Origin of the sequence: Pseudoalteromonas sp. MB47, assembly GCF_011319765.1 — a bacterium.
Taxonomy (GTDB): domain Bacteria; phylum Pseudomonadota; class Gammaproteobacteria; order Enterobacterales; family Alteromonadaceae; genus Pseudoalteromonas; species Pseudoalteromonas simplex.
Map to the genome: position 1 here is coordinate 1 of NZ_VFBD01000020.1, position 25,851 is coordinate 25,851.

The 25,851-nt window shown below is 39.8% G+C and carries 21 protein-coding genes, 2 tRNA genes and 1 pseudogene; 13 read left to right on the plus strand and 11 right to left on the minus strand.

Going from position 1 to position 25,851, the window contains the following annotated elements; all coding sequences use genetic code 11:
* Window positions 1-270: 270 nt before the first annotated feature.
* The 4 genes from IMPJCBKJ_RS09565 to IMPJCBKJ_RS09580 all read right to left on the minus strand — a co-directional run bounded on the left by IMPJCBKJ_RS09565 (window position 271) and on the right by IMPJCBKJ_RS09580 (window position 3,001).
* Window positions 271-347 (minus strand) — tRNA-Val (locus IMPJCBKJ_RS09565).
* A 110-nt stretch (window positions 348-457) separates the two neighbouring features.
* Window positions 458-534 (minus strand) — tRNA-Val (locus IMPJCBKJ_RS09570).
* Between the two features lie 114 nt (window positions 535-648).
* Window positions 649-1,668 (minus strand): DUF3080 family protein, encoded by a 1,020-nt coding sequence (locus tag IMPJCBKJ_RS09575; protein ID WP_166340021.1) that lies wholly within the window; start codon window positions 1,666-1,668, stop codon window positions 649-651.
* Window positions 1,643-3,001: an MATE family efflux transporter gene (locus tag IMPJCBKJ_RS09580; RefSeq protein WP_166340418.1), complete on the minus strand. Its 1,359-nt coding sequence runs from the start codon at window positions 2,999-3,001 to the stop codon at window positions 1,643-1,645. Before IMPJCBKJ_RS09580 ends, IMPJCBKJ_RS09575 begins: the two co-directional genes overlap by 26 nt.
* A 94-nt stretch (window positions 3,002-3,095) precedes the next feature.
* Between IMPJCBKJ_RS09580 and IMPJCBKJ_RS09585 the strand changes: the two genes are divergently transcribed.
* Window positions 3,096-3,737 (plus strand): riboflavin synthase subunit alpha, encoded by a 642-nt coding sequence (locus tag IMPJCBKJ_RS09585; RefSeq protein ID WP_138601843.1) that lies wholly within the window; start codon window positions 3,096-3,098, stop codon window positions 3,735-3,737.
* Here IMPJCBKJ_RS09585 and IMPJCBKJ_RS09590 read toward each other — a convergent pair.
* Window positions 3,734-3,937 (minus strand): CPXCG motif-containing cysteine-rich protein, encoded by a 204-nt coding sequence (locus IMPJCBKJ_RS09590; RefSeq protein ID WP_054561385.1) that lies wholly within the window; start codon window positions 3,935-3,937, stop codon window positions 3,734-3,736. The two genes, IMPJCBKJ_RS09585 and IMPJCBKJ_RS09590, sit on opposite strands and share 4 nt — an antisense overlap.
* A gap of 228 nt (window positions 3,938-4,165) precedes the next feature.
* On the minus strand, window positions 4,166-5,026 hold the full coding sequence (locus IMPJCBKJ_RS09595) for a fructosamine kinase family protein (protein WP_138601845.1): 861 nt from the start codon (window positions 5,024-5,026) through the stop codon (window positions 4,166-4,168).
* Between the two features lie 112 nt (window positions 5,027-5,138).
* Between IMPJCBKJ_RS09595 and IMPJCBKJ_RS09600 the strand changes: the two genes are divergently transcribed.
* Entirely contained in the window at window positions 5,139-5,834 is a 696-nt protein-coding gene (locus tag IMPJCBKJ_RS09600; RefSeq protein ID WP_063704977.1) for a hypothetical protein, read from the plus strand.
* A 53-nt stretch (window positions 5,835-5,887) separates the two neighbouring features.
* On the opposite strand, the gene IMPJCBKJ_RS09605 is transcribed toward IMPJCBKJ_RS09600, so the two are convergent.
* Complete coding sequence (locus IMPJCBKJ_RS09605; protein WP_166340023.1) at window positions 5,888-6,250, minus strand: DUF3718 domain-containing protein; 363 nt, start codon at window positions 6,248-6,250, stop codon at window positions 5,888-5,890.
* Window positions 6,251-6,606: 356 nt separating this feature from the next.
* On the opposite strand from IMPJCBKJ_RS09605, the gene IMPJCBKJ_RS09610 reads away from it, so the two are divergent.
* From IMPJCBKJ_RS09610 to IMPJCBKJ_RS09620, 3 genes are all read left to right on the plus strand, one after another.
* On the plus strand, window positions 6,607-7,392 hold the full coding sequence (locus IMPJCBKJ_RS09610; RefSeq protein ID WP_138601849.1) for a hypothetical protein: 786 nt from the start codon (window positions 6,607-6,609) through the stop codon (window positions 7,390-7,392).
* Between the two features lie 112 nt (window positions 7,393-7,504).
* Window positions 7,505-8,887, plus strand: coding sequence for an amidohydrolase (locus IMPJCBKJ_RS09615; protein WP_054554739.1), 1,383 nt, complete (start codon window positions 7,505-7,507; stop codon window positions 8,885-8,887).
* A gap of 11 nt (window positions 8,888-8,898) precedes the next feature.
* The gene (locus IMPJCBKJ_RS09620; RefSeq protein ID WP_166340025.1) at window positions 8,899-10,125 is read left to right on the plus strand and encodes an amidohydrolase family protein; all 1,227 of its coding nucleotides are present in this window, start codon (window positions 8,899-8,901) and stop codon (window positions 10,123-10,125) included.
* A 66-nt stretch (window positions 10,126-10,191) separates the two neighbouring features.
* On the opposite strand, the gene IMPJCBKJ_RS09625 is transcribed toward IMPJCBKJ_RS09620, so the two are convergent.
* Complete coding sequence (locus IMPJCBKJ_RS09625) at window positions 10,192-11,391, minus strand: Nramp family divalent metal transporter (protein ID WP_138601855.1); 1,200 nt, start codon at window positions 11,389-11,391, stop codon at window positions 10,192-10,194.
* Window positions 11,392-11,701: 310 nt separating this feature from the next.
* Here IMPJCBKJ_RS09625 and IMPJCBKJ_RS09630 point away from each other — a divergent pair, with 310 nt between their 5' ends.
* Window positions 11,702-12,118 carry an MAPEG family protein gene (locus IMPJCBKJ_RS09630; protein ID WP_054554742.1) on the plus strand — a complete coding sequence of 139 codons (417 nt, stop codon included), beginning with the start codon at window positions 11,702-11,704 and terminating at the stop codon, window positions 12,116-12,118.
* Between the two features lie 74 nt (window positions 12,119-12,192).
* Here the strand turns inward: IMPJCBKJ_RS09630 and IMPJCBKJ_RS09635 are convergent, their stop codons facing one another.
* The gene (locus tag IMPJCBKJ_RS09635) at window positions 12,193-14,040 is read right to left on the minus strand and encodes an ABC transporter ATP-binding protein (protein WP_054554743.1); all 1,848 of its coding nucleotides are present in this window, start codon (window positions 14,038-14,040) and stop codon (window positions 12,193-12,195) included.
* A gap of 156 nt (window positions 14,041-14,196) precedes the next feature.
* Here IMPJCBKJ_RS09635 and IMPJCBKJ_RS09640 point away from each other — a divergent pair, with 156 nt between their 5' ends.
* The 4 genes from IMPJCBKJ_RS09640 to IMPJCBKJ_RS09655 all read left to right on the plus strand — a co-directional run bounded on the left by IMPJCBKJ_RS09640 (window position 14,197) and on the right by IMPJCBKJ_RS09655 (window position 17,911).
* The gene (locus IMPJCBKJ_RS09640; RefSeq protein ID WP_240921022.1) at window positions 14,197-15,030 is read left to right on the plus strand and encodes an alpha/beta hydrolase family protein; all 834 of its coding nucleotides are present in this window, start codon (window positions 14,197-14,199) and stop codon (window positions 15,028-15,030) included.
* Window positions 15,031-15,034: 4 nt separating this feature from the next.
* On the plus strand, window positions 15,035-15,430 hold the full coding sequence (locus tag IMPJCBKJ_RS09645; RefSeq protein WP_166340027.1) for a VanZ family protein: 396 nt from the start codon (window positions 15,035-15,037) through the stop codon (window positions 15,428-15,430).
* A 61-nt stretch (window positions 15,431-15,491) separates the two neighbouring features.
* Window positions 15,492-16,400 carry a GGDEF domain-containing protein gene (locus IMPJCBKJ_RS09650; protein ID WP_166340029.1) on the plus strand — a complete coding sequence of 303 codons (909 nt, stop codon included), beginning with the start codon at window positions 15,492-15,494 and terminating at the stop codon, window positions 16,398-16,400.
* Between the two features lie 116 nt (window positions 16,401-16,516).
* The gene (locus IMPJCBKJ_RS09655; RefSeq protein ID WP_166340031.1) at window positions 16,517-17,911 is read left to right on the plus strand and encodes a M28 family metallopeptidase; all 1,395 of its coding nucleotides are present in this window, start codon (window positions 16,517-16,519) and stop codon (window positions 17,909-17,911) included.
* Here IMPJCBKJ_RS09655 and IMPJCBKJ_RS09660 read toward each other — a convergent pair.
* Window positions 17,904-20,057, minus strand: a complete 2,154-nt coding sequence (locus IMPJCBKJ_RS09660; protein WP_166340033.1) for an ATP-binding protein — start codon at window positions 20,055-20,057, stop codon at window positions 17,904-17,906. The genes IMPJCBKJ_RS09655 and IMPJCBKJ_RS09660 overlap by 8 nt on opposite strands.
* Before the next feature lie 225 nt (window positions 20,058-20,282).
* On the opposite strand from IMPJCBKJ_RS09660, the gene IMPJCBKJ_RS09665 reads away from it, so the two are divergent.
* The 3 genes and pseudogenes from IMPJCBKJ_RS09665 to gdhA all read left to right on the plus strand — a co-directional run bounded on the left by IMPJCBKJ_RS09665 (window position 20,283) and on the right by gdhA (window position 24,388).
* A complete protein-coding gene (locus tag IMPJCBKJ_RS09665) occupies window positions 20,283-22,472 on the plus strand; it encodes an LruC domain-containing protein (protein WP_166340035.1) in 2,190 nt (729 codons plus the stop codon).
* A 2-nt stretch (window positions 22,473-22,474) separates the two neighbouring features.
* Window positions 22,475-22,960, plus strand: coding sequence for a hypothetical protein (locus IMPJCBKJ_RS09670; RefSeq protein WP_054554751.1), 486 nt, complete (start codon window positions 22,475-22,477; stop codon window positions 22,958-22,960).
* Window positions 22,961-23,035: 75 nt separating this feature from the next.
* Window positions 23,036-24,388 (plus strand): annotated as a pseudogene (gene gdhA, locus IMPJCBKJ_RS09675) (NADP-specific glutamate dehydrogenase).
* Window positions 24,389-24,680: 292 nt separating this feature from the next.
* Here gdhA and IMPJCBKJ_RS09680 read toward each other — a convergent pair.
* Entirely contained in the window at window positions 24,681-25,655 is a 975-nt protein-coding gene (locus IMPJCBKJ_RS09680; protein ID WP_166340037.1) for a transposase, read from the minus strand.
* Between the last annotated feature and the right edge of the window lie 196 nt (window positions 25,656-25,851).

The following is a 25,851-nucleotide window of genomic DNA, read 5'->3' on the forward strand; positions in this document are numbered from 1 at the left end:
TAAGAATTGGTACGACCGAGTGGATTGAGTGGATTCGAACCACCGATTTTGGCGTGGGTCATAGAGAGCGGTAGTGCTCTAACCAACTGAGCTACAGATGTTTTAAATTTGGAACATTAAAAATTGGTACGACCGAGTGGATTCGAACCACTGATTTTGGCGTGGGTTATAGAGAGCGGTAGTGCTCTAACCAACTGAGTGAAACTTTTTAAATTAGTATATTTATTAATAGAAGTTGTAGGAATTACTAAGAAGCAATAAAGATATAATTGGTACGACCGAGTGGATTCGAACCACCGACCTCTACCATGTCAAGGTAGCGCTCTAACCAACTGAGCTACGGTCGTACTGAGATGTTAAAATCAAGATTGGTACAACCGAGTGGATTCGAACCACCGACCTTTGGACCGGGCCATTAAGAGTGGTAGTGCTCTTTCCTTTGGTTATACCTAAATCATGGTACAACCGAGTGGATTCGAACCACCGACCCCTACCATGTCAAGGTAGTGCTCTAACCAACTGAGCTACGGTTGTATTTTGATTTAAAACTGTCGTTAGCATGGCTAAACAACGGAGGCTAATATATAGCGACTGGTTGTGTGAATCAAGCAGCTTTAGCTATTTTTGTGCTAAGTGCTGGTTTTTTATTCATAACGGACTAATTTCGCACGTTCTGTAAAAACCTTGCCACCAAGCAACATGCCTTTTCGCAGAGTGCTTAAGACTTTGTAAAATTGCGTCATTACTGTCGCTATCTACAAACTGGGCCAATTCGGTGTCACGCCATATTTGCTGGTAAAGAGGTTGTAGAGTTTCTAATCGACCCACTAAGAATGATTGATAAGGCTGTAATTGCTCTAAATAAAACTTTTTAAAAACATTACTAAGCGTTTGCGCTTTTTGTTTATTCTTGTTTGCAGGGCAGAGATCATCTTTTGAATACTTCATGAGCAGCGCTGTTAATTGTTGGTTGTAATGTGTTTGCACACGAGCCGCAGAAATGAGTAGCTTGTTGTATTTAAAACGATTTAATACTTCGAGTTGGTTGATGATTTGCTCTGGCTCTATAGCGTTTATTTTGCCGGTATTAATTTGATTGTTTAACTTAGCAATTTGCTCCATCGCGCTCACGGTTTCGCTAAAACCTGCGGTGTTTTCATCAATGTGTGTCGAGCTTAGCTGCCAGCTTTGCTTAAACTCGCTTTCGTTGAGCAGCATAGCTCTAAAGTAGTTAGCAAGGTTTGCTTGCTTTTGTATTGCGGTGAGTTTTATTTTTTCAAATAGCTCATCTTGTTCTTCAAAGCTTTCTAAGCACTCCTTTGCGCTTTGAATAAACTTAATTTGATAACTAAGAATGTTAGCAGGCGTTGCAGTTTTGCCAAGCTGGTTATTGTGCTCAGCAATAAGGGTTGCAAGTTTACACTGTCGTAACTGGGCAAGTTCAAGCATACCAATGGTTGCTTTATCTTCAGTATTTTCAGTAAAGTGGTTAACAGTTATTGTACTTGGTTTAGATAGCTTAAAACTTTCGGTTTTAAGCACGTTTTCTAATCTTTGCGCGTAGGTGTGATTTACATCACCGGAAGAGGGCGTGCAGGCAATAAGTGCCACGCACGCTGTTGCGATGATAGAGTTTAAAAGGCTATTGGTTTTGCAAAAAAGGTGCATGTTTAAATCGCCTATGAACCGTGAACATCAACATAATTGCTGCGGCACTTAACCCCACAATAATGCCTATCCAAAAGCCATGAGGGCCCAGTGCTGGAACAATTAAATCTGTACGAGCAAGTACGAAGCCAAGCGCAAAGCCGATCAACCAATAGGATACAAAGGTGATATAACCAATTGGTGCCGTGTATTTCAATCCACGTAAAATACCATTGGCAGAAACTTGCAGGGCATCTGGTAACTGGTAGATACAAGCAAGTACCATGATTGAAGAAGCAAGAGCTAATACTTCAGGGTTGTCAGAATACAATTGGCTTATAATATCTCGAGCAAAAAAGGTCACACTTGCCAGTAAAAAAGCAATAATTGCCGCGAGAATATAACTCGTTTTAACGGCATTTTTTAACTGCTGATAATGTTGTTGGCCAAATAAATTGCCTATTCGAATGCTAATCGCAATTGAGAGGCTCAACGGCATCATAAACAATAAAGTCGTCACACTGGCTGCAATTTGGTGACCGGCAACAGCAACAGCACCTAAGTGCGCTATAAACAAAGGAATACAGGCAAATAGCGTAACTTCAAAAAAAGTAGCTAATGAAATTGGAATACCCACTTTGGTGATAGTCCATAAAGTAGCGGGCTTTGGCGCTCTAAAATTTGCTAATAATGCTTTGGCATCAATCTTTCTATTAAAGTGACAATAAATAACCTGAGTTAACGCCATTGCTGTAAATACCAGCGCCGTGGCAATACCACAGCCCGCGCCACCATAGGCTTGAAAACCTAATTTACCGTGTATAAATACGTAATTGGCAGGAATATTGACCGCTAAGCCAATTAAGCTAATGTAGAAAGCAGGTTTGGTCATTCCCATACCTTCAGTGATATTGCGGTACACACTGAAAAGTAAAAAACCAAAAATACCCCATTTAACAAAATGAATGTATTGCTCAGCTAAGTGGGTAATAGACTGTGAGGTGTCTAATTGACTAAGCACTGTATCAGCAAGGCTTGCCAGCCCTAAACCGATTATGGCAAGTACTAACGCCAGATACAGACCTTGTTGAAAGTAGTGGCTAATACCTTGTTTATCGTTTGAACCAGCAAACTGCGCTATGATACCCGTTAACGCCAATAATATGCCTTGCAATGCAAGCATTAACGGATTCCAAATACCCGTTGCAATAGAAAGTGCTGCCAAGTCTGTTGCACTTACTTGGCCTGCCATCACGGTATCTACAACCGTCATTAAAATAAGGGTTACCTGTGCCAAAAAAACAGGAATGGCTAACGAAATTAACCTTTTGGCTTCCCAACTACAAAAAGACATAAAATACACAACTAAATAAACAGACAGCCATTGTAATCTATTCATAGATCAATAAAAATCGCAGTTATCTATTTAATGAAGAAAAGAGAAAGCGATGTTCACTGGAATTGTGCAAACGCAAGCCGTTGTGGTTGATGCTACTAACCAAGGCGGTGTACTAAGGCTAGCTTTACAAGTAGAACAGCAATACGCTGAAAACCTGAATATCGGCGCTAGCATAGCCATTAATGGTTGTTGTTTAACCGTGGTGAAGTTTGCATCAGACACTCAAGGGTGCTGTGTTATAAATTTTGATGTGATTGATGAAACATTGAAGTTAACCAACCTAGGTAAGCTGGCTGTCAATGATACGGTGAATTTTGAACGTTCAGTGACTTTTGGGACTGAACTGGGCGGGCATATCGTATCGGGCCACATTCATTGTATGGCCGAGATACTTTCAATTAAACACCATCAAGACAACTGTAAAATGCAATTAGCATTAGCAAAAGAGTGGCAAAAATACGTGCTGTACAAAGGGTTTGTCAGCGTTAACGGGGCAAGCCTCACTGTAGGTGAAGTTGATGAGCAGGGCTTTTGGCTACACCTGATCCCAGAAACACTCTCTATTACCAATCTCGATAACTACCGCGAAGGGGATAAGTTAAATATCGAAGTCGATCAGCAAACTTATACCATTATCAACACGGTCGAAAATTATCTATCGCAAGAAGGACATATAAAACGAGCAAATTAAAAAATTTGCTCGTCGTCACTATCGACATGTAATTCGAGTTTGTTGTGTGCGTAATCGATATGCATATTCAAATGGATGGGATTGCAACATGCTGCGCAATCTTCATAGTAATCTTGATCACCGTCACTTGCATCAAGTGCTACGTGAATGTGGTGGCCACAGTGAGGGCATGAAATCCGTTGTGTGTATTGGTCTTTCATCAGCTTTTACCTTAATCAGGCATGCCTGAGTTCGTTAAATTGCAATCTTCATTAAACCCTAACTCATCAAAAATGAATCTAGATTTAATTAGATTGATATAACTCACTAACCGAATTTATTTAAGCGTAGTGCTACCAATTCGGTTAGCATCTTTATTAATACGCTTTATAAGCTAAATATAGCTGTGTTTAGCGGTTTGTGACATTCCTTTTACAGTGATTTTTAGCTTATTTCAGGAGCTGATCAATTTGTTGTTTTGCTTCAGTAAGATAGTGCCCTGCAAAGATATTGGCATTATTGAGCATAGGGTATAGTTGGTAGATGGCTCTACGTTGCTCGTAGCCTACCTGCAATGGGTAGATATCGTTATAGGCGTCATAAAAGCTATCGGGAAGTGGTGCATAAATCTCACTCATTGCGATATCGCATTCCCGATCACCATAATAACAAGCAGGGTCAAATACACTGGGTACATTATTATAAAAGCCCATATTTCGACGCCAAAAATCACCGTGTAATAACGAAGGCTCTACAACATGGCTACGCAGTGCGTCTTTAACAAAAGCGATGAAGGTGTCTTGATTAACAAGCTCAATGCCTTTTTCTTGTAATAACTGCAATTGCCAACCAATGCGTTCTTCAGCAAAAAATACATCCCATTTTTTGTGCCAACGATTTGGTTGTAGAGTAGGGCCAAGGAAGTTGTCGTTATCTAAGCCGAACATGGCTTGGGTATGCTTTTGGTGTAAATGAGCAAGGTGTTCTCCCATTTCATGCCAATTGGTATGAGGCTGTTTATCTAGCTCTAACCATTCAAGCACGATAAATGAAAACTCAATATTGCAACCTGTGGTGATGCAATCTGGGATCATAAATAGGCTTTCTTGAGTTAACAGCTCTAGATTAAAGGCTTCGCACTCCAAGCGCTCCAGATCGCTTAAATGAGCGACTTTCACAAAGAAGTGGTGTAAATCATCGCCAATTTGGAAGTATTTATCGTTATTGGGTGATTGTAATTGGCGCTTAAAGGTATGCTTAAAATCAAAATGCATCGCTTGGCTAATCTGTTCATTCACCGAATTCCACATAATTTTGTTCACCTTTTAACCATATAATTAAACTATGGCAAAAAGACGATGAATTAACAAACCCATAGCGTTAATATTGTTAAAGTTTATCGAAGTATTTATGAGGGGTCAGATGAATAAAAGTCTCATTACTAATTTAGTGGCGCTTGCCTTAGTATTAGTCGGATTTTTATTTGAACAAGCAATTGTGCTTTCTGTTGGTTTATTTGCGTTATCGGGCGCAGTAACTAACTGGCTTGCTATTCACATGCTATTCGAAAAAGTACCATTTTTATACGGTTCAGGGGTTATCACTCTAAAGTTTGCGTCTTTTAAAGTGGCTATTCGTAACCTGATAATGACCGAGTTCTTCGCCGAAGAGAAAATCGATCAGGTCATGGCGCTCGCTAAGCCAAATATTGATTTAGAGCCTGTGATCAGTGAAGTTAATTTAAGTCCGGCTTATGACTCTTTAATTGAGGTTATCGAAAACTCTCAATTTGGTGGCATGCTGTCGATGTTTGGCGGCCGTGATGCGCTGGAGCCAATGCGAGAGCCTTTCATTGAAAAAATGAAAGCAGCGGTGATTGATATTTCAAAGAGCGACGAATTTAAAACCATTCTTGATGAAAAGCTATTTGCCAACTCTCATCTTGGTGGCTCATTACACGGTACAGTTGAGCGTTTAGTTGATGAGCGTTTGAATGAGCTTACGCCAACCATGGTAAAAGATATTATTCAAACCATGATCAAAGAACATTTAGGTTGGTTAGTAATTTGGGGTGGGGTGTTTGGCGGCTTATTTGGCCTGATAGCTGCGCTAGTCTAATGAAGAAGGAATTTGTAGCAGGCCTTCAAAGACCTGCTACTGTGTATTCATCATTATTTTGAGCCTGCAATTACAATCACAGTGTCATCAGATACGTTAGCGATATCTTGAATACTGGTTTTTGTTGCTATGTCAAAATTTAAGTATTTCGCAGAGTTATGCAACCCATAAGTGCTAACAAACTGATTAGTTGGCATATCATTGCAAAATAGTTTTTCTGTCATTACTCGTTTACTTAAGCGCAAATCGCGCATAGTTCCGATTACATTGAGTGGCTTATTTGATGCAATAGCCATACACGCTTGAGTGCCAACTGAGTTATCTGCTGCGACAAATTGGGCTGCACTTGCATCAGTTGCTGCTAGTGAAGAACCTAAAATTATTGCTGTACCTAGTGCTGTAGTTAACGTATTCATCTTTCTCTCCAGTTGTTGTCTATAACGTAACATTTGTGCGACCTGGCTATTATGGATACTGCACACTTCCTGTTTGCTGGGCACATTTAAAGTATTACGCTAAACAAAAACAATTGCTGTTAATGAAAATCGACAAGATGTAAGTAAGTATGTAGATGTGAACAAACAAAACTAACCGCTTGATAAGTGCTATTTTAAAGTGTGAATGTTGACACAATTAGCCTTAAAATTTTTTAATTAATTTTTAAAAATCCTGTATTAGCTCGTATTTAAGACTTGATATTTACGTGGCTGTTACATTTAAGTATTAACTCTAGCTTTTCTTTAAAAGGCTAATCAGAGTATAAGGAGCATCAGTGACCACAAAATTAGCAGGCTATTATCAACAAGCCTATGCATCTGAATCAAAACACTTTAATCAATGTTTTTATTGTGGTTGTGAAGCAACTGAGCGAGATTTTTGTCCGCCACTGCATATGCTGCAAAGCATTATAGATTTAGGCGAAGAGGCCGAATTTATATCAATTCCAGCATGTTATGAGTGCTTTGCATTACTGCATAACGAACGAGTGCTAACTATTGATGGGCGAGTGACAAAGCTAAAAAAGAAACTTTCTGCAAAATATGCAAAAGCGCTGAGAATTTATCACATGTGGCATGAAAGTGAACTTCACGATATGAGTGATGAGTTTGTGCACAGTATTAAAGCAGGCATGAAGTTAGGTGCAGAGGCGGCAGAGCGATTAGCATTTCAAGGTTATAGTTATGCAACTGAAGATGCCAGTGTCACTATTCGCGAGAAACGTGCCGAATTTGATGTGCAAGGCAAAGTCTTTTATGACTTTAAAGACGCGCTTAATTACTGCATTAATGATTTACAAGTCGACAGAACAGAATTCTATAAGCTGGTGGTCGAAGATTATAATGGTGATTTTAACCGTGCATTGAGTCAATACCGCCATCGACACGAAAAAATAACCGCAGCTAACGATGCAGATTCACTGATTAAAAGTTTTGCCAAGCAGCACAAGCAAAACTCAGACTTTGTAACTCGAACTGTGAAACATTTTATCAACAAGGATCCGAGCTTAACTACCGAAGGTGCGTTAGAGCAGTTATATAACAACTACATAAAGAAATAGTGCTCTGTGAGGCTGGTTATTCGTCTTGAATATTGGTGACTGGCCTCGTTTACTCGCATTAGAATTAACAATTAGTTAAAGTAATTAAATAATAAAAAAGAGGAACGTAAGAATGCAAAAATTTGCACCATCCTTGTTGGTTATGGCGCTTGGTGTCGCGTTAGCGGGTTGTCAAGACAATGGCCCACAAGATCCAAAAGTCTCAATTAACAAAAACCCATACCCAAGCACTTATCAGCCACTTGCATCACAAAGTACGTTAATCACTAATGCCACTGTTTTAACCGGCACAGGTGAGCGTTTAGACGACGCAGATGTATTCTTTGTTGATGGCAAAGTCCAACAAGTAGGTAAAGACCTATCTGTTCAAGCTGATAAAACAATTGATGCACAAGGCAAATGGGTAACACCGGGTATTATTGACGTGCATTCACATTTAGGTGCATACCCAACTCCATCAGTGGCATCTCACCAAGATGGTAATGAAATGACCAGCCCTGTGACTGCAGAAGTATGGGTTGAGCATTCAGTATGGCCGCAAGATCCTGGCTTTAACCGTGCTCGTGAAGGCGGTATTACGTCATTACAAATTCTACCAGGTTCAGCAAACTTAATTGGTGGCCGCGGTGTAACGCTTAAAAATATTCCTTCGCACACGATGCAAGGTATGAAGTTTCCTGAAGCACCATATGGTTTAAAAATGGCATGTGGTGAAAACCCGAAACGTGTTTATGGCCGCAAAGGTGTTTTACCATCAACGCGTATGGGTAACATGGCGGGCTACCGCACAGCGTGGATTGAAGCGACTGAATACAAACGTGAATGGGATAAGTATGAAAGTGATTATGCCGCAGGTAAAAACCCTGCAGCACCTCACCGCGACATCAAGCTAGATACGCTAGCAGGTGTGTTAGAAGGTGACATATTAATCCATAACCACTGTTATAAAGCAGAAGAAATGGCCATGATGATCGACCTCGGTAAAGAGTTTGGTTATCACTCAGGCACTTTCCATCACGGTGTTGAAGCATATAAAATTGCTGACTTACTTGCTGAAAACGGTAACTGTGCGGCACTTTGGCCAGATTGGTGGGGCTTTAAAATGGAAGCCTACGACATGGTTCAAGAGAACGTAGCAATTGTAGATGCTGTTAAAAATTCATGTGCCGTTGTTCACTCTGATTCTGATACAACGATCCAACGCTTAAATCAAGAAGCCGGTAAAGTGATGTATCGCGCGAATGATGTGGGTTACGACATCTCTGAGCAACACGCAATTAAGTGGATCACTTCAAACGCGGCTAAATCGCTAGGTATTGATGATAAAACAGGTTCACTTGAAGCAGGTAAGCAAGCTGATGTGGTTATTTGGAACCAAAACCCATTCAGTGTTTATGCGAAAGCTGAACAAGTATTTATCGATGGTGCCAAAGTTTATGATCGTAACGATGATAAATACCAAGCACAAAGTGATTTCATGCTAGGTCAAAAATAGGAGTAACATTGATGACAAAATTAACTAAATCATTAAAGCTGTCACTTGTTGCTGCTGGCTTATTTTCTGCGACAGCAAGTGCTGCATCGGTAGCGATTGTAAATGCAACACTACACACTTCAACAGAGCAAGGCGTACTTGAAGGCGCAAGCGTTGTTATTGAAGATGGCAAAATTGTTGCTATTAACCCCGTGACTGTCAACGCGGATACAACCATTGATGCAAAAGGCCAAATCGTGACTGCAGGCTTTATTGGTACTATGAACCAATTAGGCTTAGTCGAAGTGGGTGCTGTTGCAGGTTCGCGTGATGGTGGTGATGACAAAGCGGGCATTGACTTTGATCCAAGCCTTGCGTTCAACCCACGCAGTAGCTTAATTCCTTATGCACGCAAAGGCGGTATTACTCAAGATGTAATTGTACCAAACGGCGGTGACAGTATCTTTGCAGGTCTTGCATCTGTAGTTGATCTATCCGGTAGCTTTGAAAGCGTAAATAAAAAGCAAGTTGCACTTGTTGTTCATTTAGGTGAAAAGAGTAAAGGCTCACGTGCTATGTCGATGAAAACACTTATCGACAAGCTTGAAGGCGAAAAGTCAGCTAAAAAAGATGACAAAAAAGAGCTATCAACAGAGCAAAAAGTTTTAGCAGCTGTGCTTGCTGGTGATATGCCACTGATTGCCAGTGTTCAACGCGCATCTGACATCTATGAACTTGTTAAGTTAAAAGAAACCTATGGCATCAATTTAGTGATTCATGGCGGTGATGATGCTGTTGTGGTTGCGGATGCTCTAGCTAAAGCGGATGTACCTGTGATCATCAGCTCTATGGCTAACTTACCGGGTAGTTTTGACTCTATGCATGCAAATCTTGCTAACGCAGGTAAGCTTGAAAAAGCGGGTGTAAAAGTCATTATTGGTGTTGCTGGTGACTCAAGCCACAATGTATACCAATTACGTTTTGATGCAGGTAATGCTGTGTCATACGGTATGAGCCAACAAGGTGCACTTAGCGCAGTTACCAGTAATATTGCTGATGTTTTTGGTTTAAACTCAGGCGCAATTGCCAAAGGTAAACGTGCAAACCTAGTTATGTGGTCTGCTGATCCATTTGAGCTTAACTCACACGTAAGCAAAATGTGGATCAACGGTGAAGAGGTTTCAACCGAAGCGCGTCAAGACAAACTACGCGATCGTTATACAACTGATTCAGCGATGCCACGAGCTTATACTAAATAAGTGCTCAACATATAAAAAGGCCGCAAATTTGCGGCCTTGTTTTAATACATATTTTCAAACTAAAAGCTAAAAAATTAGATTGCTTAGTTTATAAAGGCTAAGGCCAAATATAAGCAGTATTACTGGCACAATTACAAGGTTAAGTAAAAGCGAATTAGTGTATCCTTTCATCACCGATTTTTGATTCACTAACCAAACAAGGTAACAGGTAACAATTGGAAGTAATAATCCATTGGCAGCTTGCGCAAAGATGATAACCGCAACCGGATCAAGCCCAAGCGATGCGACCAGTGCACCGAAAACAAGGATAGTGATAGCAACCAGTTTAAAACGTGTATCACTCATTTGTGTTGACCAACCAAGCATGCCGCAAACAGCGTAAGCACCCGCAAGCGGTGCAGTTATTGCGCTAGTAAGCCCAGCTGCACATAAACCGATAGCAAAGAAATAATGAGCCATACCACCTAGAAGGGGCTCAAGTTGCACAGCCATATTGGCCGCTGAAATTTTACCTGCATCGGTACCATAAAATGCCACAGAGGCTGTTGATAAGATAGCTAACGTGATTATGCCACCTAAAGTTATCGAAATACCGGTATCAAGGTTTGTTTCTTTGATTACTTTGTCGATATTTTTTGAACTATCGTGTTTTTCTGCAAGTACCCCAGAGTGTAAAAACAGGTTGTAGGGCACAATGGTTGTACCTATCAAGGCAAGTACCGTGGTAATTGAATTATCAGGTAAGCTAGGTATAAATCCTTTTAGCACTTCACCAAGTGGCGGAGCCGCCATCACCAGCGTTGAAATAAACACTAAACTCATCAAGACTACTAAAACAATTAACGCACCCTCAATGACTTTATGTTTGCCAGTGTACAAGAGCACTGCACTTAGAATCGCAATAAGGGGAGTCCAGAGTAGTGGACTCACTGAAGGGAGTATTTCTTGCAGTCCTAAACTGGCACCAGTCAGATTGCCTGCTTCATAGGCTGCACTGCCAATACCAATTGCACTGATCACTAATATGGCAGCCAGGGCTTTAAAAATCGGTGTTTGAATCGTGGTTCTGAGTGCAGATGCTAAATCAAGTCCTGTAGCAACACCAAGACGAGCAGCCATTGATTGCAACAAAATCGTCGCTACAACTGAGAACAATAACGTCCAAATAAGAGCAAAGCCAAAATTAGCACCTGCAACACTTGCCGTGGTGATGGTACCTGGTCCAATAAAAGCTGCGGTGACTAGCAGTCCGGGCCCTAAACGCATAATAAAACCTTTTATTATTATTTTTATACATTAACTATTAGCAAAACAGCTAATGTTTTAGAAAACAGACCATATAGAGTATAGACAGACTTAGTATGGGTAAAGTAAAACAGGTGAATCGCTTAAAGTTAGCGAGTTGAACTTAGACCAATCCACACTGTAATTTTTATATACAGTACGTAGTAATGGCACAGTACGCATAACGAAATTAAAGTAAATGCACCTAAAATCAATGGTTTGCTTTAAGTTTTGGCTTGGTAGGTATCTTGCAAAGTGTAAGTCTATATGCTTTTAACTAAAGGAAATGAAAATGCCTGAACTTACTCTTTCAGCATATGCGGCCGTGTATGTTTATCTGATTATGCTGACAATTCAGTGGGTGGTTGCCGCTGTCACTAAAGCCAAACAGCCCAATGCGGTGCCTGGTAAACTCGATAATTCATTAAGCCACGATAGCTTTGTATTTCGTTCACATCGCACATTTATGAATACCTTAGAAAATAGCCCGTTATTTTTAGGTAGCGTATTTCTGGGGTTCTTTTTAAACTTGAACAGTAGTGCATTTGCACTGTGTATTTGGTTGTATGTGATAGCCAGGATCATTCATATGCTGCTGTATTATGGTGTAGCAACTGAGAAGAATCCAAGCCCACGCAGCTATTTCTTTTTAATCGCTGCTTTGGCAAATAGTGTGATGCTTGTTTTAATTGGTTTACGTTTGATTTAAACAGCATTGCTAACATATATAAAAGGCATTGAATGAATGCTCATACAATGCCTTTTTTAATACTGAAAACCTAGCTACTCAACGCCAATAAAGCCACCTGTTTGGTGTGACCATAGGGCAGCATAGATACCATCTTGGGCAATTAATTGCTCGTGTGAGCCTTGTTCAACCACGCCACCTTCATCAAGCACAATGAGTCTATCCATTTGCGCAATAGTTGATAGGCGGTGCGCAATGGCAATAACTGTTTTGCCGGTCATTAAATCGTCTAGGCTAGTTTGAATTGCGGCTTCTACTTCAGAATCAAGGGCACTGGTTGCCTCATCTAAGATTAGAATTGGTGCATCTTTTAGAAGGACTCGTGCAATAGCAATACGTTGACGTTGACCACCAGAAAGCTTCACACCGCGTTCACCAACTTGTGCGGCAAAGCCTTTATTGCCTTTGCTGTCTTCTAAGTCTTCGATGAACTCAATTGCTTCTGCTTGCTTTGCGGCCGCAAGCATTTCATCTTCAGTAGCATCGGGTCTGCCATAAAGAATGTTATCTTTTACTGAGCGGTGTAACAGCGAGGTATCTTGCGTCACCATCGCAATGTGCTTACGTAAGCTTTCTTGGCTTACCTCAGCGATGTTTTGACCATCGATAGAAATCGTACCTGAGTCAACATCATAAAAGCGCAGTAACAAATTCACTAAGGTAGATTTACCTGCACCAGAGCGACCTACTAAACCTATTTTCTCACCCGGTTTAATATCTAAATTTAAGCCATTGATAACAGGGCCGCGGAGGGTCTCGTTGGCAGCTTTACCATAGTTAAATTGCACATTCTCAAAGCTTATCGACCCTTCATTAACAGTAAGAGTGCTTGCGTTTTCTTTATCATCCACTTCAATCGGCGTTGATAGGGTTTTCATACCATCAGCAACAGTACCAATGTTTTCAAATAGGCTACTGATCTCCCACATGATCCACTGTGCCATACCGTTTAGTCTCAGTGATAAACTCACCGCAATGGCGATAGCTCCAACACTGATGGCGCTAATTGACCATAGATATAAAGAGAGGGCAGCAATACTAAATACCAATAAGTAATTTAGCGTGTTGATAGAGAAGTTTAGGCTAGTAACTAAGCGCATTTGCTTATATACCGGTTGTAAAAACACATCCATACTATCTTTTGCATATTGTTCTTCTCGCTGTGTGTACGAGAACAATTTGATAGTAGAAATGTTAGTGTAGCTATCAACTACACGTCCGGTCATTTCTGAGCGTGCATCAGCCTGCGAGCTGGCTACTTTCTTGAGCTTTGGTACAAAATACATTTGAATAGCGGCATAAAGAACTAACCAAATTAATAATGGCAACATTAAACGCCAGTCAGATTCTGCGACCAAAAATACCATGGCGCCAAAGTAGACCACGATATACATTAGTACATCGAGCAGTTTCATCACCGATTCACGAACAGCTAATGAGGTTTGCATCACTTTAGTTGCAATACGGCCGGCAAATTCGTTTTGATAAAAACTAACACTCTGACGAAGCAAATAACGGTGTGCTAACCAACGGATAGACATAGGGTAGTTGCCAAGCAGCGCCTGATGTAACACTGCTGAATGAAAAAATACGACAATGGGTAACACGACTAGCAACATAATTGCCATTCTTGTAAGTTCAGCCTGCTGCTCAACAAATAAGGTATCAGGAGTATATTCGCCAAGCCAATCGACAAGTTGGCCCATGTAACTAAATAGCGATACTTCTAAAATAGCGAGTGCTGCGGCACTTAACGACATCAGCAGCAATGAAAGTTCCATGCCACGGGTATAATGACGGCAAAAAGCAAATAAGCTATTAGGTGGCTGAGAGGGTTGCTCTTTAGGAAACGGATTAGTCATCCGTTCAAATAAACGATACATAGACGACGCTTTTTAAAAATCAAAGTGGCCTTACTATACCATTTGAGTGGTTTTTTAGCAGTTCATTTAATTTAAAAACTAAGATTAAAATCTATCAACTATTCAGTTATTTACATCTAGTGTAAGAAATGAAAATATAATAAGAAAAAGGAATTAATGATGAAAAAGTTGCTTTGTACGCTGTCCCTCGTTTTTAGCTTACCGCTTTGTGCCTACCAAACCGACACCCACATATTTAAGGGCAAAAAAACCAGCATCGAAAAACCCGTAACGGTGACATTACCTGATGGCTATCAGGACTCAAAAAAATACAATGTTATCTATGTATTACATGGCTACAGTGGCAATCACAGCGATTGGACTAAGCTTACAAACATTGAAAAACTGGCAGACCAATATGATGTCATCATTGTTAACCCAGATGGCAACTTCGGTTCGTGGTATCTCGATTCTGATATCGATAAAAGCTCGCAATACGAAACCTACATCGCAGACGATTTAATAAATTATATTGATTCTAAATATTCGACCAATCGGTCTAAAAGTGGCCGTGTAATCACAGGCTTATCAATGGGGGGCTTTGGTGCTTTGCACATTGCAATAAATCACCCAAACCTGTTTGCAGCAGTTTCAGGAATATCTGCTGGGGTTGATGTTAGGCCCTTTAGTGCAGAGTTTGACCTTGCAAAAGTACTCGGCAGTTACTCTGAAAACAAAGAAAAATGGGATAGCATTGCCATTATTAACAACCTCCATAAAATTGCTGCTGGCAATACGGCATGGAAAAAGGGCGCTGATACCTTACCTATTATGCTTGATATAGGCGTTGATGACTTTTTTATTGAGCAAAACCGAGCGCTACACCAGGCGATGTTAAAAATGCGCATCCGCCATGACTATGTTGAGCGTCCGGGTATTCATGACTGGCACTATTGGAATAAAGTGATTGCCTACCAATTTTTATTTTTAACCTCACATATGGCGCCATAAAAAGATGCTTCAACGTATTCTGGTGTTAATTGCTATCGGCTTTTTCGCTTTTATTGGTTGGGTTATTTATCTTGCCAATACTGGTCAAAAGTCGGTGTTTTTCGAGCTCGTTGCGGCCATTCCTTACGGTGATAAGTTGGGGCATTTTTGCTTATTTGGACTACTTACGTTATTCATAAACCTTGCCTTTAAGTTTAAAACATTGAACCTTGCTGGACGGCCTATTTATTTAGCTGTGTTGATTGTGAGTACGTTTGTGATTATAGAAGAGCTAAGCCAATTTTTTATTGAATCGAGAACATTCGACTTTGTTGATTTAATTGCAGATTTTACTGGTATCGCAATATTTAGTGCCATATCTGCATGGCTTAGCAAAAAGTTATATCCACCTAAGGTCTAAACTTTCAGTGACTTGTTAGGTTTCGTCTATACTCAGTATAGTGCTAGCCTAAAAGTTGCGTATGAACAAAAATACCTCAGATTATTTGTCAGATATTATTGAGCTATTACTCGATGCTGTTTGCGTAGTAGATGTAAAAGGCACCTTGCTGTTTACTAATCCAGCTTTTCAAACCATATTTGGTTATACGCTCGAAGAAGCTATAAACAAAAAGATGTTAGACTTTGTTTACCCTGAGGATAGAGCAAAAACCATTAACGCTATCAATCAGATAATGACCGATAATCTACATCCAAGGTTTGTAAACCGGTGGGTGAAAAAAGACGGTACTGTGGTCCATGTTTTGTGGTCTGTCTATTGGTCAAAAGAAAAGCAAGTCAGAGTGGCGATTGCTCATGATATAACAGTACAGAAAAAGCTTGAGCAAAAACTCATATTCATGGCTGGGCACGATCCACTCACTAATCTTCCTAATCGTAGCTTTTTAATTACCCAACTAGAAGAGTCACTATCCACTGCTAATACTATTTCTGCAATTATTGCGGTATTGTTTATCGATATTGATGGCTTCAAGCAAGTCAATGATATTCACGGCCACAGTGCTGGCGACAAGCTATTAAAAACTATTGCCATGCGAATTCGCCATGTATTGGATAAAGACGACATAGTTGGGCGTTTGGGAGGGGATGAGTTTGTAATTGTTGTAAAAAGTGTAAAACGCAAAGCTGATGTAATAAAAATTGCTGATAAACTAAGTCGTGAAATATGTAAGCCTTTAGTTTTTAATGATGATGAACTGTGTTATTCCCCAAGTATTGGTGCAGTTCTATTTCCAGAGCATTATGGTGATGCAGAATTCTTAATACAGTGTGCAGATAAAGCTATGTACAAAGCTAAGTATGAAGGGGGTAATCGCTTGGTGTTTTATAACGAGGGAATAAAGTTATCAGGCACTAAAAATATTAAATAGTATTAATAGCTTTATCGGAAAAATGTTTTAACCTATTAATTTGTTTTCTAACGCATTACTATTGCGCGAAATGAAATATTAGTTAGCCTTTAATGATTCATTGAAGGAGTGAAACTATGTTAAAGCGTAAAATAACAACAACGGGTGCTTTGTTTAGCTCATCGCTGTTATTGGTCTCGGCAGCTCATGCCACAACACCTCAATATAAAGATCAACAAGCTTTGCATGATATTGCAAGTGCTGTTTCTAAAACACGTATAGAGCAAGATATTCAAAGGCTGGTTGATTTTGGCACTCGCCATACTCTCTCTGAGACGAAATCAGATACGCGCGGTATTGGTGCTGCAAGACGTTGGATCAAGTCTGAATTTGAGGCGATTTCTAAAGCTTGCGGTAACTGCCTAGAAATCATCGAGGTAAAAGACACTATCTCCGGTGAAAAGCGTATTCCAAACCCGGTTGACGTGGTCAATATTGTGGCTATACAGCGTGGTCAAGTTGATGCAAACCGTATGGTTATGATGTCGGGTGATATTGACTCGAGAGTGTCTGATGTTATGGACTATACCTCAGATGCGCCAGGGGCTAACGATAATGCATCTGGAGTGGCTGGCGTGCTTGAATCGGCGCGAGTTTTATCAAAGTATAAATTTAACGGCTCAATTGTTTATGCAGCATTATCTGGTGAAGAGCAAGGCTTGTTTGGCGGTAAAATTTTAGCTAAATATGCACAAGAGCATGATTGGCGTGTTCATGGTGTTTTAAACAATGACATGATTGGTAATTCAACGGGCATTAATGGTGTAACAGATAACACAACTGCACGTATTTTCTCTGAAGGCACACGCGTTATTGAAACGAAAGACCAGGCTCATAAACGCCGTTTTACGGGTGGTGAGGTTGACTCAGCAAGTCGTAACCTTGCGCGCTACATAGATACAATCGCAGATCGTTACATCGAGAATCTAGATACCATGTTGGTATATCGACTCGATCGGTTTGGTCGAGGAGGGCACCATCGTCCATTTAACGATGTTGGCTTTGCAGCTGTGCGTATTATGGAGACAAACGAAAACTATAATCAACAGCATCAAGACTTACGTACTGAAAATGGTATTACTTATGGTGACACCATCGACCATGTTGATTTTGCTTATGCAGCGAAATTAACGTCACTCAATGCAGTGACAATGGCTTCAATGGCGTGGGCTCCAGCGCCGCCAACGGGTGTTAGTATTTCAGGTGCCGTAAAGCCGAGTACAACATTAGCGTGGCATAAAAGTGATGATCCAACGGTGGTCAGTTATAAAATCTATTGGCGTTATACCAGTGAGCCACAATGGCAATTTAGCCGCGATGTTGGGAAGGTAACCGAAGCAACCCTTAAAAATGTTGTTATCGATAACTACTATTTTGGTGTTGCGGCTGTAAACAAAGAGGGTATTGAATCACCGGTTGTATTTCCTGGCGATGTTGGCGCGTTCGAATGGCCAGACAAATCTGCTAAATAGCAATCGTTAAGTCATAGCGGACACCACCCAGTTCGCTATGAGCTGCTGTAATACGCCAGTTATGGGCTTCGACAATTTGTTTTACTATCGCAAGCCCAATTCCTGAACCTGACTGTTTCACTGTTTTTAAGTCAGGCACTCTATAAAGATGGTCAAAAATCTTTGCTAAACTCTCGTCGCTGACGCCAGGGGATGAATCTTCATAGCAGATTAAAAGCTGTGTTTGGTTTTGGCTAATCGTCAAATTAATCTTACCAGGGTGATTTGTGTACTTAAGCGAATTACTGATTAAGTTTGCAAATAACTGTGAAAGCCGTGTTGCATCGCACTCAAAACTTAGTTCATCAGCAACATTTTGTGTAAATGTCACTTCAAATTTTTCAAGCTGGATCAGCATATCTGCGTGTAAACTTTGGAAATACTCAGCCGCATTAATTGTTGTTACGTTGAGCTGAAAGCTGCTTTGTTCTAAAAGTGAAATTTTATTTAAATCAGTCACTAAAGTTGCCATGTCGGTGATTTTTTGGTTAAGTTTTTCGTAAGTAAGCTCATTAAATTGGGCTAGGCCTGCTTGAAGCGTTTCAAGGTGTAAGCGCAACCCTGTTAATGGACCACTTAGTTCGTGAGCTACTTGTGATAATAACTTACTACGTTGACTGATTTGTTTATCCAGATAATTTCGGCGCTGTTCAATAAGCTGTTTTCTCTGTCTTATTCTTAATAAAGCAATGCCCATTGCAGCTAAAAGCAGGCTAAATAATAAGACGCTGTATAAAATAGCTTGACGTTGTGCGGCAATAGCTTGGCTTTTTTCATTGTCTTGAAGTTTTAAATCTTGTATTGCTAAATCGCGGTCGCGCATTGCAATGGAGTTTTGTAGCTCAGCTAAACGCTGGTTGTAGTTGTTACGGGCAAAGCCTTTTTCAAGCTCTGTAATAGCACGTTGATACGACAGGGCTTGTTTATAATCAGCTTGTTTTTCTGTCACAGTGATCAAATGTTCTAGGGCAATGATTTGCTTTTGCAGCTTATTTTTTTGCTTACTTAACTGGTAGGCTTGCTCAGCATAATGTTTAGCTTGTTCGTGCTCAGTAGAGCCAATGTACAGCTTAGCTAATGTAAGTAATACATCTATATATAAGTGATCGTCTTGCTTGAGTTCAATGAGCACTTGTTTTTCAATGCTTAATGCTTGGTCAGGTTTATCTATTTCGAGCAAATTTATCGCAATATTATGGTTTGCCCAGGCAGTATTTCGCGTACTGTTATAACTAGCGAAGACCTGCTTAGCCTCTTGTGCGTATGCAAGTGCTGCAGGGTAGTTTTTAAGTCCATATTCGCATTGGGATAGCTTAACTAAACTATGTCCGATATCAGACAGTGAACCCGTTTGCCTATCAAAACTAAGGGCTGTAATAAACTCGCTCTTTGCTTTTTCGTATTGTTCTAAATCTAAATAACTTTGGGCAATTGAATAACTTATACCTGCTTGTAATGAAATAGACGGCGACATTTGCTGAATAACTTCACGGCGTTTTAGCTTATATTCTAGGGCAAGGGTTAACCGGTCTAACTGTTCAAGATTACGCGAATAACCATGGTAGAGCATTTCTTTTTGCTTTAAGGTTAATTCTCGATTGTTGTCGTGAATATAAACCTCAAGCAAGTTCAAGGCTGCTTGATATTCACCTGCATTATGATAAGCACTGACAAGGCTCGCAACGGCATCAATTTCGTAATCGCTGAGTTGCAAACGCTGAAACAGCGCGACATTTTGTTGAGATAAGTGAATTGCAGATTCTAATTTATTTGCACTATATGCCAATCGAGCTTTGACTAAATATAATTCGCTATAAATAGAGGAGTCACTTTTATATTTTGGAGAAGACTCAAGTTCTTCTACTATGTTTTGCGCCTGTTGAAACTGACCTAGGTGTATATGAACGTGAATTAATCTAACATTAAAGCTTAATCGCTCAGCAAAACTGGCAGATTCAATAAGGCGTTTATCTATATTTGTTAAATATTTATAGCGTTCTTGGTAATCGCTTATTGTTCTAGCTTCATCAATGTGGCCTTGTAAAGTTGACGCAATTGATGCAAATGACAAGGTACACAGCAGAATAACAAGAGCTTTAAAGTTCATTTTTAACATTTATTATTATTTTTTCTGAAGCAATTCTAGCACATCATGCTTTTGTGTTGAGTAAATTTGTTTTTTGTGATTAAAAAGAATTGCATTTTGCGATATAGATGGTTGCATCTTGCAAAAAGGATCTGCAAAAAATATTTAAAACCTTATTTTTTAATGAGTTATATTTTGGAACAATTGCTGCTTTAAATAATTACATAACCACAGGAGAGTGTAATTATGAAAAGCAAAATACCCGTCTGTCTTTTATCAGTGCTTGCCACTAGTTATGTAAGCGCAGCTCCGTTTGAAGAATGCCCAAGTAAAGCATTTCTAATACAAGGTACACCTGCACAAATGTTTGGAATTGATTTGGTCTCTGCTAAAGCGACAGTATTAGCACCGTCATTAAACTTTAGTGACGAAACAAACAATGAAAGCGTAAATGCTGTGGGTTTTAACTATAAAGACCAATATATGTATGGCTTTAGTAAGCAAAGCCCTAAGAGTGTTGTCAAAATTGGTGATGATTATCAACTAGAACGACTCGTGGTTAACGGTCTGCCTGATACTAACTTCTATGTGGGTGACATCCATGTAAATAGTGAAACTAATCAGGCGGTATATTATTTGTATCATCCCAAATTCGGATTGTACGGTATTGATTTGACAGAGCCTGCTGATGAATATCAAGCTGATTTAGTTGCGGGTTCAGCTAGCTGGGGGTTAGCTATTTATGATTTTGCTTTTCATCCTAATAGCAACCTTTTGTATGCAGTTGAATCAAATGGCGACTTATACGAAATAGATCTTAATAATCAGACACCCACTTTTGTGGCGAACTTAGATATAGCTGGTGATACCGGAGCGAATGGTGCTGGGTATTTTGATGTAAAAGGACAGTTTTATTTTAGTAATAACCGAAGCGGTAAAATACACAAAGTAGACCTTAGCATTAGCCCTGTAAACGGTTACACGCCAACTGCTGCGGTGTTTACTTTAGGGCCTACATCAAATCAAAATGATGGTGCACGCTGCGCAATTGCTGAGGTAAAGGTAACGGATAATTCAATCGATTTTGGTGATGCACCTGCTCCTTATCAAACCTCACTCGAAGACAGTGGCGCAAGACATTTATTTGACCCAAATGCAGATCAAACTAATTTGGTTTACTTAGGTGCTACAGTAGATGGCGAGAATATTAATACACGTTCAGACTTACTTTTAACACCTGATGATCAATCAGATGACGGCGTTAAGTTCGTCACTGATTTGGTAGCAGGCAATACCAGTCAAATTATTGTTACCTCTGCAAATGACGAGACATATCTATACGCATGGTTTGATTGGGATCAGAATTACCAATTTGATGCGGATGAAATTACGGTGTCTAAATATCGGTTAAACCAAGGCGATAATAGCATTTTGGTTAATGTTCCAGATGATGCCGTTATGGGAACAACCTGGTCTCGCTTTCGTGTAACTGATGGTAGTGAAACCAATCCAATTACAGCAACTGGTGGTGTTATTGGTGGGGAGGTAGAAGATTACTCTGTAACAACATTGGGAAGCCTAGTTTACCCAGGAGAAAATAGCTGGGTAACACTTGCATTTGAGGATAAATGGCCATTTTCTGGAGATTATGACTTCAATGATTTAGTTATAAACTATCGAACTACAATTATAGATCAAAATGGTGTGGCTACAGGTTACAAAATAGAAGGTGAGCTAGTTGGGATAGGTGCTGATTTTCATAATGGCTTTGCAGTTAGGTTATATGAGACTGTGGAAGGTTCAAATGATAAACGCATTTTACGTAGCCAAATTAATGCTGAAAAAACTAGTTTACTGATTAATGGTCTTGAACAAACGCACGAGATCTTAGAGCAAAATACTGAAGATGCTATTTTCGTGATTATGCCTGATACTTGGGATTACATTGATAAACAGTCTAATTGTAATTATTTTAGAACCGAGACGGGTTGTGATAGCAATAGTAAAGTCACGTTTTCATTGTTTATTGATTTATTACCAGGTACAGCGACCGCTGATGCACCTAAGTACACATTAGATCCTTTCATATTTGCAGCTGATGGACACTATCATGGTGAAGCCTTGGTTGGTAAAGACCCTAGAAGCTGGGAGGTTCACCTTAAGAATCAGCAGCCGACAGAAAAATTTGATATGCAACTATTTTCTTTCGCAGAGTCTGATGATGCATCTGACAGTGCGCAGGGTTTTTACTTCCAAACCGAAACAGGTCTACCTTGGGCAATTGAAGTAGGTACTTCTTGGGCTCACCCTAAAGAAGGGGTAGATATTACCCATGCATACAGCGACTTTAAAGCATTTGCAGAATCAAAAGGGCAAGAAAAGCCAATGTGGTTCAACAATGCTAAGCCTGCTAACGTGATTTCAAGAGGAGAATAATTATGAAACATTATACTTTAGTGATCATAAGCTTAATGTTAGCTGCGTGTGGTGGCGGTGGTGAAGGCGACTCTGCAACGGAAAGTGCTGGAACAAATGTAACGCAAGCACCTACAACAGATACAACGCCACCTGAGACAACACCTCCGGCTACTGGCGTGGATCCTGAGACGATGAATGATTTAACGATTGCTCCTGAGTTTAATTTAAGTAGTAAATTAGAGCTCGATGTAGATGTAGATTTGAATATTGGTGACACCAGAGCCTTTTTAAACATATGTCTTAAAGGCGACGACGATAAAGCCGATTATAACCAGTGTTTGCTTCGTGCACCATTGGTACAGAGCAAGCTGTCATCTAGTTTAATGTTAGCTAACAGTGGATTAGAGCTGGTGGCCGAGGTGTGGTTTTATGACACTCAGAGTGAGCCTTTACGTTATTATTGGAAAAATGATAGTGAGCAGCCAATGGTGTTTACGATTAGGTAAGAGTGATCGATTCTTTACGTAAATTAGTTTAATTTGTATGAATCTTATTTTCAACAGCTTGAAGAGGAATGAGTGATGGAATACATAGAGCAAGTGTTAAAATCAGTAAAGAGTTCTAATCCAAATGAAACGGAGTTTTATCAAGCTGTTGAAGAGGTTCTGTCTTCGATTAATCAATATCTCGAGATTAATAATAAGTATCAAAAAAACTCTATTGTTGAACGATTAGTAGAGCCAGAAAGGCAAGTCATATTTAGGGTTCCTTGGCTTGATGATCTTGGAAATGTTCAGGTTAATCGTGGTTTTAGAATTGAATTTAGTTCATAGTTAGGTCCTTTTAAGGGCGGCTTACGATTTCACCCCAGCGTTAACCAAAGTGTGGTTAAATTTTTGGGCTTTGAGCAAGTCTTAAAAAATGCATTGACAGGTTTACCGTTAGGTGGTGGTAAAGGTGGTGCTGATTTCAACCCCAAAGGCAAAAGCGACCATGAAATTATGCGTTTTTGTCAGTCATACATGACTGAGCTTTTCCGTCATATTGGTGCTAATACAGATGTACCTGCTGGTGATATTGGCGTTGGGGCGAGAGAAATTGGTTATTTGTTTGGGCAGTACAAGCGGATCACAAACCAATTTAGTGGCGTTTTAACAGGAAAACCTGAATCATTAAATGGCTCTTCTTTAAGAACAGAAGCAACAGGATACGGCGTTGCTTACTTTCTAAGTGCTATGTTAGATGCGAAAGGCGACTCTATAACAGGAAAACGGTGCTTAGTGTCTGGTGCTGGTAATGTTGCACTTTATCTGATGAAAAAGCTTGATGAGTACGATGCTGTGATTCTTAGCTGTAGCGATTCGAAGGGCACGCTATATAGTAAGAATGGGCTTGACGTAAAATTAGTGATGCATCTTAAAAGTGAACGTGGTGCTGAGCTTAGAGATTATTTGAATGAACATAAAGATGCTGAGTTCACACCTGTCAATCAATACCCAACTGACGGTCATCAAGTTTGGCGATATGAAGCAGACATTGCTTTGCCATATGCGACTCAAAATGAAATTACTAAAGGTGATGCTAAAGCTCTTGTAGAAAACAGATGTTTGACTGTGTGCGAAGGTGCCAACATGCCAACTACACCTGAAGCAATGAAGATTTTCAAAGAGCACAACGTTTACTTAGGGCCAAGCAAAGCCGCAAATGCTGGAGGTGTGGCGACGAGCCAATTCGAAATGGCTCAAAATGCCAGTATGCAAAAGTGGCAATCTGAGCAAGTTGATGAAAAACTTCAGCAAGTTATGAAATCCATTTTTAATACTATTTCAGTTACTGCCAAGCAGTACTCTATTGAACACGACTTGGTGCTTGGTGCGAATATAGCAGGGTTTGAACGAGTTGCAGATGCAATGTTAAAGCAAGGTGTTGTTTAGTGATTTGACAATATAATTAGACACCCACTTTTTTCTAAGAATATAAAATGTAATTAAAGAGACATCCATTTTTTACATAAACAATAAAGACACCCATTTTATTTATTGATATGAGTGCAGTATCGCATAATTGAGATTTATCTCGGCTAGATGAAAGTAGGGAGTTGGTACTTAATTACTGCTCTGTCTGAAAAATTAGCTATTTAATTTATATCATAAGTAATTTCAGAACGTCGATATTTCTATTTATATCAATAGCTATTTATTAGTATTGTTTTGTAGTTTTAATAGATTAACAAAACAAAGCTTGGCTCTTAGCTATAGAGCTTCTCCGTTTTCGTTTCATGTGATTTGTGTAAGCTGTGATTGCTTGTTCTTTACCTGCAGTATTTTTAAATGAGCGGGTAAAGGAAGTGGTGAGTGTAAGCCAGTTTTCTGTACAAATGTTTAGTCTTTTAAGTATTGGTAACGCATCTTCTGGGACTTTCCCTGGTTTATCTTCTCGTATTGAGCGACCAGTCCAATCAACGAGTTGCAGGTATGTTTTGAGCTCATATGGCAGACCTTTAGGCATATGCTTACGTGGTTTACCTGCAAAGCGCATAAGTGATTTTGGTTGCTTATTATTTTGAGCTGACTCAATGCGTGTTTTTATACTGGTGTAGTCAGATTGCTCAGGTAAATCAGCCGCTTTCGCTCTTACAGGGTTTAGCTCAACATACGCAAGACAAGCTGCAAGAGCTGCTTCATCAAGTAATGCTTGTGACTTAAAGCGACCTTCCCAAAAGCGTCCTTTGCACTCATCTTCTTGATTTGCTTGTCGTGCAATACTCTCATTAAGAACGCGCATAAACCAACTGATGCTACTGAGCCTCTCTCGATATAAATTTACTCTGGCATTAATCGCAGAAAGCTCTGCTTTTGTTAGCAATTCGCCATTTAAGAATCGTTGGCAAAGGAATGTACTTTTAAATAACTTGTGCCATCTAATCAGAATTGCTTTATTATTCAAACGATTTGCTTTTGCTATATCAATATGAAGTACTAGATGAGTATGGTTACTCATAACTGCGTAAGCACAAACATCAATACAAAATATACGACCAAGTTGAAGTAGTTTCTTTTCAACCCAATCGCGCCTGTGTTCATATGAACGACCAGTTAGTGGGTCTTGCCCGCACAAAAAAGCGCGACGAACGCAGCGTGAAATGCAGTGATAATAAGGCGTGTTTGAAACGCTAATTAAGTTTCTACGTGGGGTTGCCATGCTCTTCTCCTCCATGAGTTGAACACTATAAGCTTAGCTGTAATTCCAAAAATTGAGAAATATTAAGTTGGATGTCTACATAAATTTAGTCTTTATATATGAAGCTCGGTTAACTCTTCAAATTTAAAATGGGTGTCTAAATATATATCTAAATAAAAAAGCTCAGCGGTGCTGAGCTTGGTTGAAATTAGGGGGT

What these genes read in the sequence shown, in the direction of transcription:
- IMPJCBKJ_RS09575 (WP_166340021.1), bottom strand. Translation starts at nt 1,668, where the DNA reads ATGCACCTTTTTTGCAAAACCAATAGCCTTTTAAACTCTATCATCGCA.
- IMPJCBKJ_RS09615 (WP_054554739.1), top strand. Translation starts at nt 7,505, where the DNA reads ATGCAAAAATTTGCACCATCCTTGTTGGTTATGGCGCTTGGTGTCGCG.
- IMPJCBKJ_RS09680 (WP_166340037.1), bottom strand. Translation starts at nt 25,655, where the DNA reads ATGGCAACCCCACGTAGAAACTTAATTAGCGTTTCAAACACGCCTTAT.
- IMPJCBKJ_RS09635 (WP_054554743.1), bottom strand. Translation starts at nt 14,040, where the DNA reads ATGTATCGTTTATTTGAACGGATGACTAATCCGTTTCCTAAAGAGCAA.
- IMPJCBKJ_RS09600 (WP_063704977.1), top strand. Translation starts at nt 5,139, where the DNA reads ATGAATAAAAGTCTCATTACTAATTTAGTGGCGCTTGCCTTAGTATTA.
- IMPJCBKJ_RS09580 (WP_166340418.1), bottom strand. Translation starts at nt 3,001, where the DNA reads ATGTCTTTTTGTAGTTGGGAAGCCAAAAGGTTAATTTCGTTAGCCATT.
- IMPJCBKJ_RS09605 (WP_166340023.1), bottom strand. Translation starts at nt 6,250, where the DNA reads ATGAATACGTTAACTACAGCACTAGGTACAGCAATAATTTTAGGTTCT.
- IMPJCBKJ_RS09595 (WP_138601845.1), bottom strand. Translation starts at nt 5,026, where the DNA reads ATGTGGAATTCGGTGAATGAACAGATTAGCCAAGCGATGCATTTTGAT.
- IMPJCBKJ_RS09665 (WP_166340035.1), top strand. Translation starts at nt 20,283, where the DNA reads ATGAAAAGCAAAATACCCGTCTGTCTTTTATCAGTGCTTGCCACTAGT.
- IMPJCBKJ_RS09630 (WP_054554742.1), top strand. Translation starts at nt 11,702, where the DNA reads ATGCCTGAACTTACTCTTTCAGCATATGCGGCCGTGTATGTTTATCTG.
- IMPJCBKJ_RS09585 (WP_138601843.1), top strand. Translation starts at nt 3,096, where the DNA reads ATGTTCACTGGAATTGTGCAAACGCAAGCCGTTGTGGTTGATGCTACT.
- IMPJCBKJ_RS09645 (WP_166340027.1), top strand. Translation starts at nt 15,035, where the DNA reads ATGCTTCAACGTATTCTGGTGTTAATTGCTATCGGCTTTTTCGCTTTT.
- IMPJCBKJ_RS09655 (WP_166340031.1), top strand. Translation starts at nt 16,517, where the DNA reads ATGTTAAAGCGTAAAATAACAACAACGGGTGCTTTGTTTAGCTCATCG.
- IMPJCBKJ_RS09590 (WP_054561385.1), bottom strand. Translation starts at nt 3,937, where the DNA reads ATGAAAGACCAATACACACAACGGATTTCATGCCCTCACTGTGGCCAC.
- IMPJCBKJ_RS09670 (WP_054554751.1), top strand. Translation starts at nt 22,475, where the DNA reads ATGAAACATTATACTTTAGTGATCATAAGCTTAATGTTAGCTGCGTGT.
- IMPJCBKJ_RS09625 (WP_138601855.1), bottom strand. Translation starts at nt 11,391, where the DNA reads ATGCGTTTAGGGCCCGGACTGCTAGTCACCGCAGCTTTTATTGGACCA.
- IMPJCBKJ_RS09620 (WP_166340025.1), top strand. Translation starts at nt 8,899, where the DNA reads ATGACAAAATTAACTAAATCATTAAAGCTGTCACTTGTTGCTGCTGGC.
- IMPJCBKJ_RS09640 (WP_240921022.1), top strand. Translation starts at nt 14,197, where the DNA reads ATGATGAAAAAGTTGCTTTGTACGCTGTCCCTCGTTTTTAGCTTACCG.
- IMPJCBKJ_RS09660 (WP_166340033.1), bottom strand. Translation starts at nt 20,057, where the DNA reads ATGAACTTTAAAGCTCTTGTTATTCTGCTGTGTACCTTGTCATTTGCA.
- IMPJCBKJ_RS09650 (WP_166340029.1), top strand. Translation starts at nt 15,492, where the DNA reads ATGAACAAAAATACCTCAGATTATTTGTCAGATATTATTGAGCTATTA.